Origin of the sequence: Thioclava indica, assembly GCF_000714545.1 — a bacterium.
GTDB lineage: Bacteria > Pseudomonadota > Alphaproteobacteria > Rhodobacterales > Rhodobacteraceae > Thioclava > Thioclava indica.
Map to the genome: position 1 here is coordinate 152309 of NZ_AUNB01000018.1, position 17267 is coordinate 169575.

The 17267-nt window shown below is 60.6% G+C and carries 16 protein-coding genes and 1 riboswitch; of the genes, 12 read left to right on the forward strand and 4 right to left on the reverse strand.

Going from position 1 to position 17267, the window contains the following annotated elements:
- The first annotated feature begins 19 nt into the window (after window positions 1–19).
- From DT23_RS06855 to DT23_RS19395, 3 genes are all read left to right on the forward strand, one after another.
- Window positions 20–601 carry a uracil-DNA glycosylase family protein gene (locus DT23_RS06855; RefSeq protein WP_038129721.1) on the forward strand — a complete coding sequence of 194 codons (582 nt, stop codon included), beginning with the start codon at window positions 20–22 and terminating at the stop codon, window positions 599–601.
- A complete protein-coding gene (locus tag DT23_RS06860; RefSeq protein WP_038129723.1) occupies window positions 598–1398 on the forward strand; it encodes an SseB family protein in 801 nt (266 codons plus the stop codon). The genes DT23_RS06855 and DT23_RS06860 overlap by 4 nt, the downstream gene beginning before the upstream one ends.
- Window positions 1399–1524: 126 nt before the next feature.
- A complete protein-coding gene (locus tag DT23_RS19395; RefSeq protein ID WP_156023876.1) occupies window positions 1525–2655 on the forward strand; it encodes a hypothetical protein in 1131 nt (376 codons plus the stop codon).
- Between the two features lie 328 nt (window positions 2656–2983).
- Here DT23_RS19395 and rpoH read toward each other — a convergent pair whose 3' ends face one another.
- From rpoH to DT23_RS06880, 3 genes are all read right to left on the reverse strand, one after another.
- The gene (rpoH, locus tag DT23_RS06870; protein WP_038129728.1) at window positions 2984–3883 is read right to left on the reverse strand and encodes an RNA polymerase sigma factor RpoH; all 900 of its coding nucleotides are present in this window, start codon (window positions 3881–3883) and stop codon (window positions 2984–2986) included.
- Between the two features lie 188 nt (window positions 3884–4071).
- Window positions 4072–5502, reverse strand: coding sequence for a cardiolipin synthase (gene cls, locus DT23_RS06875; protein ID WP_038129729.1), 1431 nt, complete (start codon window positions 5500–5502; stop codon window positions 4072–4074).
- Complete coding sequence (locus tag DT23_RS06880) at window positions 5502–6527, reverse strand: RluA family pseudouridine synthase (RefSeq protein WP_038129731.1); 1026 nt, start codon at window positions 6525–6527, stop codon at window positions 5502–5504. The genes cls and DT23_RS06880 overlap by 1 nt, the downstream gene beginning before the upstream one ends.
- On the opposite strand from DT23_RS06880, the gene DT23_RS06885 reads away from it, so the two are divergent.
- The 8 genes from DT23_RS06885 (at window position 6526) to DT23_RS06920 (ending at window position 14419) form a co-directional block, all read left to right on the forward strand.
- Window positions 6526–6852, forward strand: coding sequence for a DUF6476 family protein (locus DT23_RS06885; protein WP_038129734.1), 327 nt, complete (start codon window positions 6526–6528; stop codon window positions 6850–6852). The genes DT23_RS06880 and DT23_RS06885 overlap by 2 nt on opposite strands.
- Window positions 6842–7345, forward strand: coding sequence for an rRNA maturation RNase YbeY (gene ybeY / locus DT23_RS06890; protein WP_038129736.1), 504 nt, complete (start codon window positions 6842–6844; stop codon window positions 7343–7345). Before DT23_RS06885 ends, ybeY begins: the two co-directional genes overlap by 11 nt.
- 32 nt (window positions 7346–7377) lie before the next feature.
- Window positions 7378–8280, forward strand: a complete 903-nt coding sequence (locus DT23_RS06895; protein ID WP_038129739.1) for a hemolysin family protein — start codon at window positions 7378–7380, stop codon at window positions 8278–8280.
- Window positions 8277–9842 carry an apolipoprotein N-acyltransferase gene (gene lnt / locus DT23_RS06900; RefSeq protein ID WP_051697097.1) on the forward strand — a complete coding sequence of 522 codons (1566 nt, stop codon included), beginning with the start codon at window positions 8277–8279 and terminating at the stop codon, window positions 9840–9842. Before DT23_RS06895 ends, lnt begins: the two co-directional genes overlap by 4 nt.
- Before the next feature lie 9 nt (window positions 9843–9851).
- Window positions 9852–9901: riboswitch (SAM-SAH riboswitch) on the forward strand.
- A 6-nt stretch (window positions 9902–9907) separates the two neighbouring features.
- On the forward strand, window positions 9908–11074 hold the full coding sequence (gene metK / locus DT23_RS06905) for a methionine adenosyltransferase (protein WP_038129741.1): 1167 nt from the start codon (window positions 9908–9910) through the stop codon (window positions 11072–11074).
- Window positions 11075–11518: 444 nt separating this feature from the next.
- Complete coding sequence (locus DT23_RS06910; RefSeq protein WP_038129742.1) at window positions 11519–12478, forward strand: Bug family tripartite tricarboxylate transporter substrate binding protein; 960 nt, start codon at window positions 11519–11521, stop codon at window positions 12476–12478.
- Window positions 12478–12921: a tripartite tricarboxylate transporter TctB family protein gene (locus DT23_RS06915; protein WP_038129744.1), complete on the forward strand. Its 444-nt coding sequence runs from the start codon at window positions 12478–12480 to the stop codon at window positions 12919–12921. Before DT23_RS06910 ends, DT23_RS06915 begins: the two co-directional genes overlap by 1 nt.
- A 13-nt stretch (window positions 12922–12934) precedes the next feature.
- Window positions 12935–14419 (forward strand): tripartite tricarboxylate transporter permease, encoded by a 1485-nt coding sequence (locus tag DT23_RS06920; protein ID WP_156023877.1) that lies wholly within the window; start codon window positions 12935–12937, stop codon window positions 14417–14419.
- A gap of 29 nt (window positions 14420–14448) precedes the next feature.
- On the opposite strand, the gene murD is transcribed toward DT23_RS06920, so the two are convergent.
- Complete coding sequence (murD, locus tag DT23_RS06925) at window positions 14449–15849, reverse strand: UDP-N-acetylmuramoyl-L-alanine--D-glutamate ligase (RefSeq protein ID WP_038129747.1); 1401 nt, start codon at window positions 15847–15849, stop codon at window positions 14449–14451.
- A gap of 238 nt (window positions 15850–16087) precedes the next feature.
- Here murD and DT23_RS06930 point away from each other — a divergent pair, with 238 nt between their 5' ends.
- Entirely contained in the window at window positions 16088–17254 is a 1167-nt protein-coding gene (locus DT23_RS06930; protein ID WP_038129749.1) for a peptidoglycan glycosyltransferase FtsW, read from the forward strand.
- Window positions 17255–17267 lie beyond the last annotated feature (13 nt).

Consider the following 17267-nt stretch of genomic DNA (forward strand, 5'->3'; position numbering starts at 1 on the left):
TGTTTCTGGATCGAAGACGATGAGCGCCACACTTCAAGAGCAAATCCGCGCCTGCCGGATCTGCGCACAGCGATTCCGCGCCACCGCGACGCGCCATGAACCGCGCCCGGTGGTGTGGTTTGAACGCGGGGCAAAGGTTTTGGTGGTGGGACAGGCGCCGGGGGTGCGGGTGCATGAGACGGGGCGGCCCTTTACGGATCGCTCGGGGGATCGGCTGCGCGACTGGATGGGGCTGGACGAGGCCACGTTTTACGACCGCGCGCGCATCGCGATCGTGCCGATGGCGTTTTGCTTTCCCGGCTATGACGCCAAGGGCAGCGATTTGCCGCCGCCCGCGATTTGCGCGAAAACTTGGCGTGAAAAGGTGATGGCCGAGCTTGGCCCGCCCGATCTGACGCTGGTAATCGGTGGGGCCGCGCAACGTTGGCACTTGGGCACGCGCAATGTCAGCGACACCGTGGCGAGTTGGCGCGATCATGCGCCGCGCCTCTTTCCCTTGCCTCATCCGTCCTGGCGCAATACGGGATGGCTCAAACGCAACCCGTGGTTTGAGGCTGATCTGATCCCCGCGTTGCGCGCCCGTGTGAAGGAGCTGACATGACCCCCTATGACCGCGCCCATGCCGCGATGCTGGCCGAGCCTGACAATGAGTCCAAACGTTTGGCAATTTATGACCGGCTGGCGGATGCCGAGCTGTTCCTGCTGCTGGAATCCGAGCCCGAGGATGAAAACATCACGCCGCAGGTTTTTGCCGCCGATGAGGGCGATTTCGTGCTGGTCTTTGATACCGAAGAGCGCATGGCCGAGTTTGCCGATGCCGCCCAGCCCTACGCCGCGCTGCCCGGTCGCGTGATTGCGCAGCATCTGGTGGGCGAGGGGATCGGCCTTGGCGTCAACCTTGGTGTGGCGGAGTCTGCGATGCTGCTGCCGCCCGAGGCGCTCGACTGGCTCACCGAGACGCTGGCCAACACCCCGACGCAGGCGCAGGGCCGCCCGGTCGCCTTCAGTGCGCCCGCGCTGTCGCCTGCCGTGCTGGCGCTGCTGATGCCCGCCTATCAAGCCAAGCTCGATCAACTGGCGGGTCTCGCGCAGGCGGCGGTGCTGGGCGGTGTGACATACGAGGACGGCCATCGCGGCCATGTGCTGGCCGTGATCGGCGCGCACGACCATTTCCGCCCCGGTATCGCCAAGGCGATGGGCGAGGCGCTGACCTTCTCGGGCCTCGATGCGGGGGAACTGGACGTAACCTTCCTGGAGCCTGACGACCCGGCCGCGCAACTGCTGCTCGATCAAGGTCTGGTGCTGCACATCCCCGAGCCGGTCGAGGAAGAGGTGCAAGAAATCACCCCCGGAGCCGCCCCCGGCATGGACCCCAGCAAGCCGCCGATTTTGCGGTGAGGGGGGGGAATTGACCTGTGTTGGGTTTTGTATCACGGGTAGTTAAGCGCAGGGAGCGACCTTTGTAAGTCTCGCCATCGGCCCATAGCAGGCCCCGTAGCAATAGAAGACAGACGGCGCCGATAGATGCTTGATCAAATGTTCCCATCAGACGAGCATGACCGAAGAAGGCCTACTACTTGGGGTGTGTCAGAGGAGAGCAATCAAGTGTTTCTACGAGAACCTCGCGCCGTATTTGTCGGAACAACAGGTAATTCTCTTGAAGCACCTGGTGCTGACTTACAGCCTTTTATCAAGCTAAGTGATCAGTTTCGCAGCAAGATAGCCCCTGATGCGGCTTTTACAGTACGAGCTCTATCTACCGACGATAGACATTTGGCTTACGCTAGGAGGAAATCCGTGGGAACTGTCTGCGGCCTTGAGTTTTCAGTGAATCTGCGTGGCGGCGTTTCGCAGCAGTACAAAGCTCATACTTTGGACTGTCTTGCGGAAGACGGTATCTCCAAAGAAATGGCTTCACGCCGAAGTGGCGTCGGTTCGGAATACAACAGCCTAATGGACATAGTCTTTAAACGAACTCTGTTCGACGATCTTACGCTATTCTCTCACATTTGCGTTGTTTCTGGCATTCTTGCTCAACAGGGAAACTTCTTCTCGCGATCCTATGTCGCCGAAATTTCTACTTGCGAAACCCCGCATTATACAAATTTTCCAATCTATATAAGCATGAAGCACCTTCATCCGGAGCGCTTCTTTCTAGAGCAACTCGATCTAGCTGAGACAATTTCTTTCATCCTCGGGGCCTCCGAAAACGGCGACCTCGGAGAGCTCAATCCTTTCATAAGGGGCCTAAATTACCTTATTAAGGCACTCTCGCATAATTACCACTCTGCCTCGACGTTGTTGTGGGCCGTATCGGCTATTGAATGCTTTCTTACAGATCCCTCTGAACGATCAACAACAGGGCTGCTAACTGGGCGGCTTCAGGCACTATTAAAAGGTGAAAATGAAGACAATGCCGTTGGTGAGTTCCGCAAATTGTATCGATTTCGAAGTGAGTTTCTGCATGGAGCGCAAGATATACCGATCTGGCTTGGTGAAGCGCTAACTTTTCCTAAAGGCCTTCGAAAGCCAGAGCAAACTCTTGGCACCTTGGAAGAGAGCTCGACTGCTATCGCAATCGCCTTAAAGGTCGCTCAAAAGATGATCCAGCGTCGTATGGTAAAATTAGAATGGGAAATTCGACTGCGGACTTAGTTGGACTAGAGCTGTCTTGATCGCCTCTGCATTCAATACAATGACCCAGTCCGTAAATTGATCGGATAGGCATCGGGTCTCGGTGCGGAAGCGGACATACGTCAAAGGTGCAGCGAATGTCCGCTCTCCGCCCGCACTTTGGAATGCCTCTGGTGCTGCGACTGCAAAGGTCATGTCCGCTTCGGGCTGTGAGCAGATATTCCTACAGCAAAGCTGTAGAAAAAATCGTCTAAGCGGCCGACTATCAACTCCCCCTACACCCCAACAAAAAAACCGCCGCCCCCAATCGGGAGCGGCGGTAAAACTCGTTACGCAAACAAGCAATCCCTTACGCAGGCACGCTCATGCCTTTATCGCGCGCCAGTTCGGTCATGCGCTTTTGCAGTTTTTCAAAGGCGCGGACTTCGATTTGACGGATGCGTTCGCGTGAGACGTCGTATTGGCCCGACAGCTCTTCAAGCGTCAGGGGATCGTCGCGCAAACGGCGTTGTGTCAGGATGTCTTTTTCGCGCTCGTTGAGTACATCCATCGACGCCATAAGCATCTCGCGCCGGGTTTCCAGCTCTTCGCTTTCGGCATAAGCCTCGGCCTGATTGGCGTCTTCATCCTCAAGCCAGTCCTGCCATTGCGCGGTGCCGCCATCATCGCCCGCCCCGACCTGCGCGTTCAGCGAGGGGTCCGCGCCCGCCATGCGACGGTTCATCGAGATCACCTCGGCCTCGGTCACGTTCAGGTCATGCGCAATCTGGGCGACATTTTCGGGGCGCAGATCGCCCTCTTCATAGGCGCCGATTTTCGACTTCGCCTTGCGCAGGTTGAAAAACAGCTTTTTCTGCGCGCTGGTCGTGCCCAGTTTCACAAGGCTCCACGAGCGCAGGATATATTCCTGAATCGCGGCGCGGATCCACCACATTGCATAGGTCGCCAGACGGAACCCTTTTTCAGGATCGAACCGCTTGACGGCCTGCATCAGACCGACATTGGCCTCGGAGATCACCTCAGCCTGGGGCAGGCCATAGCCGCGATAGCCCATCGCGATTTTGGCAGCCAGCCGCAGGTGGCTTGTGACCATCTGGTGCGCGGCCTCGGTATCCTGATGGTCGACCCAGCGTTTGGCCAACATATATTCCTGCTCAGGCTCCAGAAGGGGAAATTTCCGGATCTCTTGAAGGTAACGGTTAAGCCCCTGCTCGGGGCTGGGGGCGGGAAGGTTGGTGTAACTGGTCATCTCTGTCCCATGTCTCCCTGTGGCGGCCACCCCATATGGAGGCCTTAAACACGCATTTCAAGGTCAACGCAGCGCGGGGCGTTTTGGTTCAATCATGCCGCCGCGACGCGGTGTCGCATGAAAGAGTAAACGTTGAGTGAAGCCGTTTCCGTCGCGATTTGTGCGTCCTCACGCGCTTGTGAGGTCTGTTACAAGACCGGCGCGAGGATCGAGATCAGATTGTTCATCAGGCGGCGCAAGACTGACCAGCCCGCAAGGCTTTGGCGGTCCACGTGAATGGATTGGCCGATCCATGTCTCTTGCGCGGCGGCTAGATCGCGTGCCAGCTCCGGGTCGCTCATCAGGATGCAGGCCTCGTAATTAAGTTCATAGCTGCGCCGGTCCAGATTGGCCGAGCCAAGGATCAGCGCGTGATCATCCGCCAGCAGCGTTTTGGCGTGCAGGATGCCGGGGCCATGTTCAAAAATCTCGACCCCGGCAGCGATCAGGGCGGGGTAATAGCTGCGCGAGGCAAAGCCGACAAAGCGGCTGTCATTGCGGCGCGGCACGATCAGACGCACATGCACACCGCGACGTGCGGCGGCGCGCAAGGCTGCATCCAGCCCCTCGCCGGGCACGAAATAGGGTGTCGAAAGGGTAAGGCTGGTGTTTGCAGCGCCAATCGCTGCGCCAAACACATCGGGGATCGCACGGGTGTCCAGCATCGGCCCGCTGGCAAAGCAGATCGCGGGCGCGCCGGGCGGATCGGGGGGCGCGGGCGCGGTCTCGGGGGGCAGCGCGTGGCCGGTATGGGTCATCCAGTCGCTGGCAAAGATATGGGCGTGTTGTGCCACGACCGGGCCTTCAAGGCGTAGCATGGTATCGGTCCACGGGGCAAAGCGCGCTTTGATCTCAAACTCGGGGGCGGCGATGTTGCGCGAGCCGATATAGGCCACGCGCGCGTCTATCACCGCCAGTTTGCGGTGGTTGCGCAGATCGATCCGGCTGGTCGCCAGTTTGAACAGCGGCCAGTGGAACGGAAAGGCGACGCCGGTTTGCACGCCTGCCGCGCGCATTGCGGCCCAAACCGGCGTGCGGATGAATTTGCGCGCGCCAAGCCCGTCGACCAACACGCAGACCTTGATGCCGCGCTTGGCGGCGCGGGTAAGTGCCTGCGCCAAGGCGCGCCCGACGGGATCATCCAGCCAGATATAGCTAATGATATGAACCGAGTCGCGCGCGGCCTCGATATCGGCCAGAAGGGCGTCGATCTGCGTCTCGGCAGGCACCAGCAGGCGCGGCTGTGTGGCGCGGCTGATCGCGTAGCCGTTGACACTGGCAGCGCGCGCGAAGGCTGGGCGCCACGCCTCGGGGACCACTTCAAACGGGATTTCGCGCGGCGGGGGCAGGGCATCCAGCGTTTTGCGCTGGCGTCGTGCGATACGAAAATTGAGCCGCGTTTCGCCCACCAAAAGATACAGGATCACCCCTGCGACGGGCACGGAAAAGATCAGCACCAGCCAACCTGCGCGCACCGCCGGGGGCTTGTCGGGGCGCGCGAGCACACGGATCGCCGCCCCGAGCTGCGCCAGTAAATGCAGCGCGACCGCAAGGTTGAGCGTGCCGATCGCCTCTAGCATCAGCTTTCCCCGCGCAGGGTCTCGATCAGGGTGGTCATGTCGGCGGGCAAGGGGGCTTCGAACGACAACTCTTCCTCGGTGACCGGGTGGATAAAGCCCAATGTCGCGGCATGCAGCGCCTGGCGCGGGAAGCTGCGCGCGGCCTCGGCCCCATCCACGCCCACGGCCTTTTCGCTCAGCTTGCGCTTGCCGCCATAGGTCGGATCGCCCAGCAAGCCGTGACCCGCATAAGACATATGCACGCGGATCTGATGCGTACGCCCGGTTTCCAGCCAGCAATCAATCAGCGCGGCCGCCCCGTGAAAGCCCTCAACCACGCGCGCCCGTGTCACCGCATGCCGCCCGCCATTGGCGACCACCGCCTGTTTCTGACGGTCGGTCTTGTGGCGCGCCAGTTGCGTCGCGATCTTCAAGATCCCGCCCTGTTCGAAACTGACGCCCCGCGTGCCGTGCAGGCGCGGATCGGCGGCGTCGGGGATGCCGTGACACACGGCAAGGTAGTGGCGATGCACAGTGTGGGCCTCAAACTGCGCGGCCAGCCCGTGATGGGCGCGATCGGATTTCGCCACGACCAGCAGCCCAGAGGTGTCCTTGTCGATCCGGTGCACGATGCCGGGGCGCGCCTGCCCACCCACGCCCGACAGGTTGCCGCCGAAGTGATGCAGCAGAGCGTTGACCAGCGTGCCCTCGGGCGTGCCGGGGGCGGGATGGGTGACCATGCCTGCGGGCTTGTTGACCACGATCAGATCGGCGTCTTCCCACAGCACCTCAAGCGGGATGTCTTGGGCCAGCGTCTCCACCGCCTTGGGCGGCTCAAGCGCGATGGCATAGATCTCGCCCGCGCTGACCTTGGCTTTTTGATCGGTGATTGGCGTGCCCTCACGGCTCACGGCCCCTTCTGCGATCAACCGCGCAAGGCGCGAACGCGACAGCGCCGCTTCCTCTGGCACAGCGGCGGCCAGTGCCTTATCAAGGCGCGGACCCATGTCCGGCCCGATCTCGACGTTGAGGATGTCTTTTACCATGTCCGACCTGCCTGAAGATGATGTCCCGCTCACGCTGCCCCCCGATCTGCGCTTTTTGAAGTTGCTGGTCACGGTGCTGGCGGGCGTGATGATTTTGGGGCTTGTAGCGATTGTAACGCTGCTTGTCATCCGTCTGCAAACACCCAGCCCCTTGCCCGAACTGCCAAGCCAGATCACGCTGCCTGCGGGCGCGCATCCCGAGGCTGTGACATTCGCGCGCGGCTATACGGTGGTGGTGAGCGATCAGGGCGATGTGCTGGTCTATGACGCTGCCGGTAAAGAGCGCGCGAAACTGGCAATTACGGGGCTGCCGGATGGACATTGACCTTGAGATCGAGGCTGCGGGCTGGGAGACGCTGGATTTGCCCTCGCTGGCCGAGCGCGCGGCCAAGCTGGTGCTAAAGGATCGTGGGTTGGACCCCGATATTTGCACGCTGTCGATTCTGGCCTGTGATGATGCGCGCATTGCCGAGCTAAACAGCGATTTTCGCGACAAGCCGCAAGCCACAAACGTGCTAAGCTGGCCCGCCGAAGAGCGCGGTTCCGAACACCCCGGCACCGCGCCGGATCTGCCCCAACCCGATATTTTCGGCGAAATCGCGCTGGGTGACATTGCGATTGCCTATGAAACGACTGCGCGCGAGGCCGCCGATCAGGGCAAGACCCTTGAAAATCATGTGACGCATCTGATTATTCACGCTATTCTGCATTTGCTCGGTTATGACCATATTCGTGAGCAAGATGCGCAACTGATGGAAGAAATCGAAATCCGACTTCTTGAAAGCCAAGGGATTGTTAACCCATATGGGCAAGACTAAGGCCGCAAAGGTCGCGATTTTGGAAAGGGACGATGGAACAGGTCACTGACGCGGGGCACCGCGCCAATCCGCAAGACACTGCTGAGGGTTCGGATAACTCCGAACCGGGACAGTCTTGCGAGCCCGCTTCGCGCGGGCTGCTTAGCCGCTTGTTTGGGGGACGCTCCTCGGAGGGCGAACACCAGATGGAACAGTCGCAACCGCCTGCGCCTGCGCCGCCGCCGGGGCTTGGCAACCTGCGCCGCATGCGCGTGGGCGATGTCGCGATCCCCAAGGTCGAGATAGAGGCTGTTCCCGTCTCGATCACGCGCGACGAGCTGGTGCAGAAATTCCGCGAGCATGGCTATTCGCGCCTTCCGGTATTTAAGGAAACCCTGGATACGCCTTTGGGGCTTGTGCACCTTAAGGATCTGGCACTGGAATACGGCTTTGGCTCGGGCAATGGGCGGTTTAACCTGCGCAAACTGATCCGGCCGCTGATTTTCGTGCCCCCCTCGATGCCGATTGGTGTGCTGCTGCAAAAGATGCAGGTGCAACGCATCCACATGGCCTTGGTAATCGACGAATATGGTGGCGTTGACGGGCTGCTCACGCTTGAGGATCTGATCGAACAGGTGATCGGTGAGATCGAGGATGAGCATGACGAGACCGAAGACGGCTATTGGCGTGAGGAAAAGCCCGGCCAATGGATCGTGCTTGCGCGCGCCCCAGTGCATGAATTCGAGAGTGTGACAGGGGTGCGTCTGGCCGATGCCGAGGCCGATGACGAGATCGATTCCATGGGTGGACTGGTGTTTATGCATCTGGGTCGAGTGCCTGCGCGCGGTGAGGTCGTCGTGACCGAGAACGGTGTCGAATACGAGGTGATCGACGCCGATCCGCGCCGGATTAAGCGGCTTCGGGTGCGTTTGCCCGGCGTGGCTGCTGCCGAATGATCTTGGGGCTGCGGGCTGGATTTCGCGCGCCGCTGCGCCCACGCTGGCAAGCCTTGCTTGGTGCGCTGGTGCTGGGAGTGCTGGTCGCGGCTGGGCAAGCGCCGCTGGGCCTGTGGTGGATCGCGCTGCCTGCGTTGGCGGGTGTGATCTGGCTGGGCTCGGGGCAGCGCTGGGCGGCCTCGGTTGCGTGGATCGGCTTTGCGGCGGGCTTTGGCTATGCGCTTGCGGGCATGTTCTGGATCGTCGAGCCGTTCATGGTCGAGGCCAAGGTTTACGGCTGGATGGCCCCCTTCGCGCTAATCCTGATGTCGGCGGGAATGGGCGTGTTTTGGGCGCTGGGCTTTGGCCTTGGTGCGCAGCTTGGGCCGGGGTCGGGGCGGCGTGCCTTGGGCATTGCACTGGGCATGGCGGCGTCGGATGCGCTGCGCTCCTATGTGTTTACCGGGTTTCCGTGGATCTTGATCGGTCATATCTGGATCGGCACACCGTTCGCGCAGGCAGCGGCCTTTGTCGGGCCGCTTGGGCTAAGCCTGATAACAATGCTGATTGCCGCGAGTCCCGCGATGGCGGCGACGATGCGCGGGGGGCGCGGGGCGCTGTTGCTTGGCGTGGCACTGATTTCTCTGGGGGCGATCTGGTTTGGCGGGGTGGCACGGCTGGCCGCGCCAGTGCCTGCGCGCGCCAAGCCGATCCATCTGCGGCTGGTGCAGCCCAACGCGGCGCAAAATCTTAAGTGGTTGCCGCAATACCGGATGAAGTTTTTTGATCGGTTGCTGCGCCTCACAAGCAGCGCGCCCAAGCCCGGCACACCCAAGCCCGACCTGATCATCTGGCCCGAAACCGCGGTGCCGTTCTTGCTGGATCGCCCCGGTCAGGGGCTGGAACTATCGGCGCAGGCGGCGGGCGGTGTGCCGATAGCGATGGGCATTCAGCGCAGCCAGGGCACGCGCTATTACAACTCGCTTGCGGTGATCGGGCCGGACGCTGCGGTGCGCGATATTTACGACAAATCCCACCTCGTGCCGTTTGGCGAATATATGCCGTTTGGTGACTTTCTGGCACGCTTTGGGATCACGGCTTTCGCGTCGCAGGTGGGTAATGGCTACTCGGCAGGCGCGGGAGAGAAGCTGCTCAATCTTGGCGCTTTGGGCAAGGTCGCGCCGCTGATCTGCTATGAGGCGATTTTCCCGCAGGATTTGATGCATTTCCCCTCGCGCCCCGACTGGATTTTGCAGGTCACAAATGATGCGTGGTTTGGCACGCTGAGCGGCCCGTATCAGCATCTCGCCCAAGCCCGGCTGCGCACGATCGAACAGGGGCTGCCGATGGCACGCGACGCCAATACCGGGGTCAGTGCACTGATCGACGCCAAGGGGCGCATTGTGGCCAGTCTGGGCATGGATCAAGCGGGTGTGCTGGATGTAACCCTGCCGCCCTCGCTGCCCAAAACGCTTTATGCCAAGCTGGGCGATGGGCCGTTTATCGCGCTAATTGCCGCACTCTTTATCGTTTCCTTACTGTTTTCACGCATTGTCATTGACCGCAGGGTCAAGCGGCACTAGCTAAAACGCGACCCGCTCCAACGGCTTCCTGACGGTGCGGGGGTATTCACAACGGAGCACGTCCCATGACACGCGATAGCTATATTTTCACTTCCGAGTCCGTCTCGGAAGGGCATCCTGACAAGGTCTGTGACCGGATCTCGGATGCAATTCTCGATGCGTTTTTGAACGAAGAACCCAATGCCCGCGTGGCATGTGAGACCTTTGCCACAACCAATCAGGTCGTTGTTGGCGGCGAGGTCGGGCTGAGCGACAAGACCAAGCTCGCCGAATATCTTGAAGGGATTGACAAGATCGTGCGCGATTGCGTCAAGGATATCGGCTATGAGCAAGATGAATTCCACTGGGCCACATTGAAGGTTGCAAACTTCCTGCATCCGCAATCGGCGCATATTTCTCAAGGCGTGGACAAGGACGGGGCAGGCGATCAGGGGATCATGTTTGGCTATGCCACTGATGAGACGCCCGACCTCATGCCCGCGCCGCTTCATTACAGTCACGCGATTTTGCACCGTTTGGCGCAGGCGCGCAAATCGGGGGCCGAGCCGACGCTGCGCCCCGATGCGAAATCGCAGCTTTCGGTGCGCTATGAGGGCGGCAAGCCTGTCGGGGTCAGCTCGATCGTGCTGTCGACCCAGCATTCCGATGCCGACCAGACCTCGGATGATATTCGTGCCATCGTCGAACCTTATATTCGCGAAGTGCTGCCCGAGGGATGGATCTCGGCTGAGACGGAATGGTGGGTGAACCCGACGGGCACGTTTGTCATCGGCGGCCCCGATGGCGATGCGGGCCTCACGGGGCGCAAGATCATTGTCGATACCTATGGCGGTGCCGCGCCCCATGGCGGCGGTGCGTTTTCGGGCAAAGACCCGACCAAGGTGGACCGCTCGGCCGCCTATGCCGCGCGCTATCTGGCGAAAAATGTGGTCGCGGCAGGTCTTGCGAAAAAATGCGTTATTCAGGTGTCTTACGCGATTGGCGTGGCCAAGCCGCTATCGATTTATGCCGATACGTTTGGCACCGGCCAAGTGCCTGACGAGGAAATCGAACGCGCGGTCAGCGCAATCATGGACCTCACGCCCAAGGGCATCCGTGACACGCTTGATCTGTGCAAACCGATCTATGAGCGCACGGCAGCCTACGGTCATTTCGGACGCGCGCCCGAGGCCGATGGCGGCTTTAGCTGGGAAAAGACCGATCTAATCGAGGCGCTGAAAAAGGCGATTTGATCGGACCAACGGGCTGAAAAAGAGCCGGGGCGATTGTCGGTTATGGCTGATGGAACGGACATGCGTCGTGGTGCGAAATTTGGATTAGCAGCGATGGACGTCGCTGCTAATTTTTTGCCCAATCCTCAGGGAAATCTCCAAAAGAGTTTGCCAATCGTTGGTTTGCATCTCGATTGCTCCCGTGACGTCGCTTGGTATGGCTTGCTGTGCAGACTGTCTGGAACGCGCACGGGGATCGGGGCATCGCAACGCCTGCGCGAATGCGATGACGGATGCACAACTTAAGCGGTGTGCGTCCCCTGAGACGGACACCAAATGGCGCATCGTGAATGAACAATTTCGTGACAGATCAAAATTTTACACGAATGTCATCTGATTGACAGATGGCTGTTTTGTTGGAAGGTTCCACGGAACCGACAAGAATGGTATCTGGGAGGAGCCGCAATGCAAAAGAGAACTTTCGTCACGGGTCTGGCGGGTGTGATAACCCTCGCACTGGGAGGCGTCGCACCGGCGTTCGCAGCCGATTATCCGTCACAACCGATCACCATCATCGTGCCGTCAAAGGCCGGGGGCTCGACCGATACCACGGCGCGTATCTTTGCAGAAACGGCAGAAGCCAAATATCCGGGCTTTGAGTTCGTGATCGACAATATCGGCGGTTCGGGCGGGCAGAAAGGCTTTGAAACCATCGCGCGCGCCAAGCCCGACGGATACACCATTGGCATGGATTTCACGCCGCAACTCGTGGCGCATATCGTGTCCAAACGCGGGAAATACACGCTCGACAGCTTTCATGTGATGGGCAATGTCGCGGAAGATCCCGGCATTGTGGCCGTGCCAAAGGACAGCAAGATCAAGACGATGGCCGATCTGGCTGCGGCTGCCAAGGGTGGCGATCTGACGGTGGCGGTGAACGGTATCGGCTCGGATGACTTCCTTGCTGCCAAGACGTTTGAGAAAGAGGCGGGGGTTACGTTCAACCTGTTGCCGACCAATGGCTCGACCGAGCAGAAGGCCGCAATCCTGGGCGGGCATGTCGATGCCTCGTTCATGAACCTGTCGCAGATGATTGCGCAGCATAAAGCGGGCGATGCCCATATCATCGCGATTCTGACCGACAAGCGCGCCGCCTCCGCCGAGGATATTCCCACGGCCAAGGAAGAGGGCTTTAACGTCACGATGACAGCGACGCGCGGTTTTGTGGCCCCGGCAGGGATCGACCCGGCCATTCAGAGCAAGCTGGATGACATGCTGGCGGCGGTTATGGCCGATCCGGAGTTCCAGAAGAAATGCGCGGCCAGCAAGATTGACCTGCTGCCAATGAGCGGGCCGGATTACACGAGATATCTCGAAAATCTGGAGACCTCGGTCAAGGCCGTTTACGACGCGGCGCCGTGGTAATGAGCCGGACGACCGTTGATCGGATCGTCCTTGCGGGTTTCGTGGTTCTGGCGGTGCTGCTTTATATCAGCACCGCCAGCTATCCCGGCATCGCGCAAAAGACATCCGCGAAATATGTGCGCTTTCTTGCGGTCTGCCTTGGCGGGCTGGGCGCGGTTCAACTGGGCCTGAGCCTGTGGAAAGAGCGACGCACCATGCCGCTTGCGCTGACCGGGCATGTCGGGCGGTTTGTCGGGCTGATCGTAGGGCTGATCGCCTTTGCTGTCGCGTTCAACACGCTTGGTTTCTTCATTCCGGCGGCGATCTTTGTTCCGGTGATCTCGGTGATGCTGGGCCAGCGCAACCCGATTGTGATTGCGGGCACGACCTTGGGTCTGCTGGCTGCGGTCTACCTGATTTTCGTCGTGGTCCTGGGTATCAGGCTTCCCGGCCCTCAATTCTAAGAATGCGACCTTGATGGAATACCTATCGGAAGTTTTCACGCTGCCCGCGATCCTGACCATCGTTCTGGGCACATTTGCGGGCGTCGTCGTGGGCGGTATGCCGGGCTTGACCGCGACGATGGCGGTGGGGCTTTTGGTGCCGTTCACCTACACGATGGACCCGACTTTGGGGCTGATGTTGCTGGGCGGCATCTATTGCGGCGCGATGTATGGCGGCTCTATCCCCGCGATCCTGCTGAATACGCCGGGCACGCCCGCCGCCGTGGCCACCGCGCTTGAGGGCTACCCGATGGCGCGCCGTGGCGAGGGCAGCGTCGCGCTGAAAACCTCGGTCATCGCGTCGTTCATGGGCGGGACGTTTTCGATTGTCATTCTGCTGATGTTTGCCCCTTTGCTGGCACGTCAAGCGCTAGAATTCGGGCCAGCCGAGACGTTCTTGCTGGCGCTGTTGGGGCTGGCGGGGATCGTCTCGATTGTTGACGAGAACACATCGCTGCTCAAGGCGCTGCTTTCGGGGTTCTTGGGCATGATCATTGCGGTGGTTGGCACCGACAACATGTCGGGCGGATTGCGCTACACGTTCGGGCTGACCGATCTGATCGACGGGATCAACTTCATGCCCGCGCTGATCGGTCTTTTCTCGATGCTTCAGATGCTGGAACTGGCCGGTCAACGCGAACATGCCCCGATTGACACCTCGGCGATTAACGGCTCGCAAAAGCGCGCGAAACTGCCCAAAGGGCTTGGCAAATACATGGCGCTTGGCTCAGGCACGGGCACGGTGATCGGGATTTTGCCGGGCGAGGGTGCCACGATTGCGGCCTTTATCTCGTATAATTTCGCCAAGCAAATCTCGAAGGCCAAGCATATGTTTGGCAAGGGAAACCCCGAGGGCGTGGCGGCGGCCGAGGCGGGCAATAACGGCTGTGTCGGTGGCTCGCTTGTGCCCACGCTCACGCTGGGGATTCCGGGCAATTCGGTTGCGGCAGCGCTGATGGGGGCGTTCATCATTCACGGCATGATTCCGGGGCCGGAGTTGTTCACCGTGCACGCTGATCGCACCTATCCGTTCATCCTGTCGATGTTCGTGGCCAATTTCACCTTCCTGATCATCGGGCTGGCCTTTGCACCCTATCTTGCGCGTATCGCGCTGATCCCGCCCTCGGTGATGGTGCCGATTGTCTCGGCTTTTGCGGTGCTGGGCTGCTACGCGCTGAATTCATCGGTGTTTGATATCTATCTGATGATTGCGTTCGCGACGTTCGGTTTGCTGCTCAAGAAGCTGGGCTATTCGCTTGAGGGGTTGATCCTTGGGCTTATCTTGGGCCCCATCGCAGAGAACGGATTTTCGCAAGGCATGATCATTGGCAGAGGCTCGCCGACGATCTTTTTCCACAGCGAGATCGCCAAGGTGATGTGGGTGATCATCATTGCGCTGCTGGTCCCGCCACTGCTGAGCATTGCGCGCAAATGGCGTGCGAGTTTGCGCGCGTCGTAGTGACGAGGATCGGTTGGTCGCTGCCGTGCCTAGTCGGGCAGGGCTGCGACCAATTCGGCGAAATGATCGCCGCGTTTTTCGAAATTGGGGTATTGGTCGAAACTGGCGGCGGCGGGGGCCAGCAGCACGGTGTCGCCAGTTTGCGCGTCGCGCGCGGCTGCGGCCACGGCGGCTTCCATCGTTTCGCAGATCTCATGGTCCAGCGGGGCGAGTTCCAGCGCGAAATCGCGTGCGGAATGACCTATGAAATAGGCTTTTTTCACCGTCCCCAGATGCGGTTTCACGCCTGCAACGCCGCCCTCTTTTCCCAAGCCCCCCGCGATCCAGAGGATATTTTTGAACGCTTGCAGCGCCTTAGACGCACTATCCACATTGGTCGCTTTGGAATCGTTGACGTAGCGCACACCGGCTTTTTCCGCCAAGGTCTGGCTGCGATGGGGCAGCCCGCCAAAGCTGTGAAATGCGGCCTCGATCTCGCGCGGGGCGATGCCAAGCGCGCGCACGGCCGCGTAGGCGGCGCAGGCGTTTTGGTGGTTATGCGCGCCCGGCAAGCCCGTCACCTCGCGCAGATCAATCGAGGCAATCTGGCGACCCTTGCGCCATTCGCTGAGAAACCCTTTGCGCGCGAAAACCGACCAGCCCCAGTCGCCCAGCTTGCGCGCAGCCGACACCCGGATCACGCGATCATCGCTGCGCGACACGGCCAACTGGTTGGCCAGATAGGTGCCCTCAGGTTCATCCACGCCAATCACAGCGCGGTCCGGTCCGCCCTCGGAAAACAGGCGGCGTTTGGCGGCAAAATAGCCCCCCAAGCCGCCGTGACGATCCAGATGATCGGGCGAGAGATTGGTGAAAACGGCGATATCTGGGGTCAGCGCGCGCGCCAGATCGGTTTGATAACTTGAGAGTTCCAGCACGACGACCTCACCCGCTTCGGGCGGGTCAAGATCAAGCACACCGCGCCCGATATTGCCCGCCATTTGCGACGACCGACCGGCATGGGTCAGGATGTGGTGGATCAGCGCGGTGGTGGTCGATTTCCCGTTCGATCCGGTGACGCAGATCGTGCGCGGGGCAATGTCGAAATTCTGCCACTCGGGCGTGGCCCAAGAGGCAAAAAACAGCCCGATGTCGTTATCGACCGGAACGCCCGCCGCCATCGCTGCCGCGATCACCGGATTGGGCGCGGGATAGAGATGCGGGATGCCGGGCGAGGTGATCAGCGCGGCGATATCGTCAAACGCGCCCTGTTTGGTCAGATCGGTGCAGGTGAAGCCTGCTGCCTCGGCACGGGCGCGCCCCTCGGGGCTGTCGTCCCAGCAGATCGGCTCGGCCCCGCCCGCGCGCAAGGCCGCCGCACTTGCCAGCCCCGAGCGGCCCAAACCCAGCACCGCCACTTTTTGCCCGTTATAGACCTGAACCGGTATCATGCCTGTCTCCTGCGCCAAGCGGGGGCCAGCCCCCGCACCCCCGAGATATTTGAACCAAGGGGAAGGGGAAAGGGATTTCCGTGCAAAGGGGGCGCATTCAGGCGCAAAGGCGATCCCGTCTTCTCGCCCATCCCCCTGTGCGCGCTTCCTTTTTCCTAGCCAGCCCGCGCAAATTCAGCTATTCTTTCCTCTAGACCCGGCAAACGGGCGATTTGAGGCAGCGACGGCGGTATTACCCATGACAGAGATGGCCTTTGGCACTGTGCCTGTGCGCGCAGGTGAACCGGTTCTTCCGAAATGGTGGCGCACCATTGATAAATGGGCGCTTTCGGCGGTGCTGATCCTGTTTGGGGTGGGCATGTTGCTGGGGCTGGCGGCCTCGGTTCCGTTGGCCGAACGCAACGGGCTGGAGCAGTTTTACTATGTGAAGCGTCAAGCGGTGTTTGGCGTGGTTGCGTTGGTCATCATGCTGGGGATTTCGATGCTGGACCCGCGCCAGATCCGCCGTCTGGGTGTGATCGGTTTTGCGGGCGCGTTCGTCGCGGTGATGTTGCTGCCGCTGTTGGGGACGGATTTCGGCAAGGGGGCGGTGCGTTGGTATAGTCTTGGGTTTGCGTCGGTGCAGCCCTCGGAATTTCTCAAGCCCGGTTTCGTGATCATCTCGGCGTGGTTCATGGCCGCCGCGCATGAGGTGGGCGGCCCGCCCGGTCGTGCCTATTCGTTTTTGCTGACCTGCGTGATTGTCGTCGCGCTGGCGCTGCAACCTGACTTTGGCCAAGCCTCGCTGGTGTTGTTTGCGTGGTCGGTGATGTATTTCGTCTCGGGCGCGCCGATTGCGTTGCTGACGGGCATCGGCGGTCTGGCGATCACGGGGGGCTTTTTCGCCTATAACTTCTCGGATCACTTCGCGCGCCGCATTGACGGGTTTCTATCGACCGATGTCGATCCGCGCACGCAGATTGGTTATGCGACGAACGCCATCCAAGAGGGCGGGTTCTTTGGCGTCGGCGTGGGGCAGGGCTCGGTGAAATGGTCGCTGCCCGATGCGCATACCGACTTTATCATCGCGGTCGCGGCGGAAGAATACGGGCTGATCCTTGTGCTGTGCATCATCGCGCTTTACGCGACGGTGGTGATCCGCTCGATGTTGCGCCTGACGCGCGAGCGCGATCCCTTCACGCGCATTGCCGGCACCGGGCTGGCCTGTGCGTTCGGGATACAGGCGATCATCAATATGGGCGTAGCTGTGCGGCTTTTGCCCGCGAAAGGCATGACTTTGCCGTTCGTGAGCTATGGCGGGTCATCGGTCATTGCGTCGGGCATCGCGGTGGGTATGTTGCTTGCGCTGACGCGCACGCGCCCGCAGGGCCAGATTTCGGATATTCTGGCACGGCGCGGTCGCTAACCCCGGAGGGTGA